The organism is Treponema sp., assembly GCF_024696245.1.
GTDB lineage: Bacteria > Spirochaetota > Spirochaetia > Treponematales > Treponemataceae > Treponema_D.
This window is the reverse complement of the sequence record NZ_JAILGZ010000110.1, coordinates 1-2,105: the sequence shown is the minus strand read 5'-3', so window position 1 is coordinate 2,105 and position 2,105 is coordinate 1. Positions and strand designations below refer to the sequence as shown.

Sequence of the window (2,105 nt, the reverse complement as noted above, 5' to 3'; positions counted from 1 at the left end):
ATCCATCTTCTTAAAACAGGAAGTGATGGTGCCAGAAACACAGGTTTAGAACCTTACGGAGAAGTACTGGCGAGTCAGGTTTTTGAAAAAATTTGCAACAGTGTTACATATACACTCAGAAAATTTGATGGACGTATAGTTTCCGACTGCAAACTCTTTACAAGTCAGGAATCAGGATATAGACCAATTTCATTGTTTTACAAAGATCAATTAACACTTCCAAAACTTCTTGAAATTTATCGCAGCTATGACTGTGAAGATGCTTTCCGCCGCATGGTTATAGCTGATTGCATAACGCTTAATTCTGATCGCCACTTTGGTAACTTTGGTTTCCTTATAAACAATGAAACTTTTGAACAGATTGCATTAAATCCATGTTTTGATTTTAATATGGCATTTGTTCCTCTTGCAGAAGAAGGATATGATTTTGGAAAAAGCTCTAATGGCAGAGAAATTAGTTTTGATGAATACCTGTCTAAAAGACCTCCTGTTATTGGAAGTGATTATGTAGCTCCTGCCCGCGCTATACTTACTTCTGAAATAAGAAAATCCGTTGAAGCAATACGGGAAACAAATCTCGCAATACAGTGTGACAAAAAGTTTACCGAAAAACGGCTGGCTCAAATAAACATGATAAAGAACGTACAGTGCGAACGTATCTTAGGATACAAAGCGGAATGGGAGTTTTAAATGAATTTAAAAAAGATAACTTTTCTGACAGCCCATAACTGGATTTCAAACCGGCAGGGTGGATTTCATAAATTCGCAGAAGCAGCTGCCAATGCCGGTATTGAAGTAGTTTTTTTTAGTTTTCCTCGTCCATATTACGGCTATTTTATGCACCAGGAGTTGTTTAATAAAAAATCTATAAAAGAACTTCAAAAAGGTATTACTTATGATGTTGGGGCTGCAAAACTTCACAATGTTACTCTTACAACTTTAAAACTTCCCAACTCTGCAAATAGAATTCTAAGTGACAATACAATGAACGCTTTTGAACGTTTTTCATTTACAACCTTTAAAAAGTTTGCAAACAAATGGCTGACCGGGAGTGATGTCTTTGTTTTTGAAAGCTCCGATGGGATGATTTATGTTGATAAAATAAAAAACTTATTTCCTCATGCAAAAATAATTTACAGACCTTCTGATCCTTTAATGTATGATGGTGCTCTAAATCGCTATATAGAAAATGAAAAACACATGATGAAGATAGCTGACCTAAATCTTATAGTTAATGAAGAAGGTCTGAATCTATATAGACGTAAAATTTCCGATTTTGATTCTTCTATAAAATATACACTTCTCTCAAATGGCGTCGATATTGAAAGCTATGAAAAACAATATCCTGTTCCAGAGCTTTTACAAAAAGATAACACAATACTCTACGTTGGTGCATGGGACATTGAATGGAACTTAATGTTTTACGCTGCAGAGAAAAACCCAGAATTCAATTACATTATTGTATGCCCTAACTACCCTTCTGATGATATTCAGAATAAAGTTAAACAATATTCAAATCTTTTTTATGTTCCAGGTATTTCACCACAAGAAGTCCCTGCATGGATAAGCAACTGTTCAGTTGTAATGGTACCTTACGTAACTGATTTTTATAAAAACAGACCTCTTGGTATAACTGCAAAATATTATCAAGCGATGGCTGCTCATAAACCTATAGTGGCATATTGTGATACTCCAAAACTAAAAGACGCAGGAGTCTCAGTAACTTATAATTATGATGATTTTATATCCGCAGTTAACAAAGCTGTAAAAACCAAAACTACAAATTACGAATTTGATTTATCAGCACGTAAATGGGAAAATATTACGACACAGTTCTTAAAAACAATTAAGGATTTATAAATGTCACTTATAGATAAAAAACTAATTAAATTTCTTCTTGTAGGAATAGCAAATACAATAGTAGGTGCAGGTCTCATGTTTCTTCTATATAATTGCTTTTCTTGTTCCTATTGGCTTTCTTCTGCCTGCAATTATATTGTCGGTGGACTTTTATCCTTTATTTTAAATAAATTTTTTACATTTGAAAACAAACAAAGAAACTTCAATCAAGTAATTTTATTTATATTGACACTGTTAATATGCTA

Annotated in this window: 3 protein-coding genes; all 3 read left to right on the top strand. The window is 33.3% G+C overall.

The genetic code is table 11. The features are described 5' to 3' along the window. On the top strand, positions 1 to 690 hold a 690-nt coding region (locus K6D58_RS07905; RefSeq protein ID WP_486389759.1), incomplete at its 5' end, for a HipA domain-containing protein. After that, a complete protein-coding gene (locus tag K6D58_RS07900; protein WP_296829421.1) occupies positions 691 to 1,860 on the top strand; it encodes a GumK N-terminal domain-containing glycosyltransferase in 1,170 nt (389 codons plus the stop codon). Beyond that, positions 1,861 to 2,105 (top strand): GtrA family protein (locus K6D58_RS07895; RefSeq protein WP_296829419.1); only part of this gene is annotated, 245 nt, incomplete at its 3' end. It abuts the gene before it with no gap.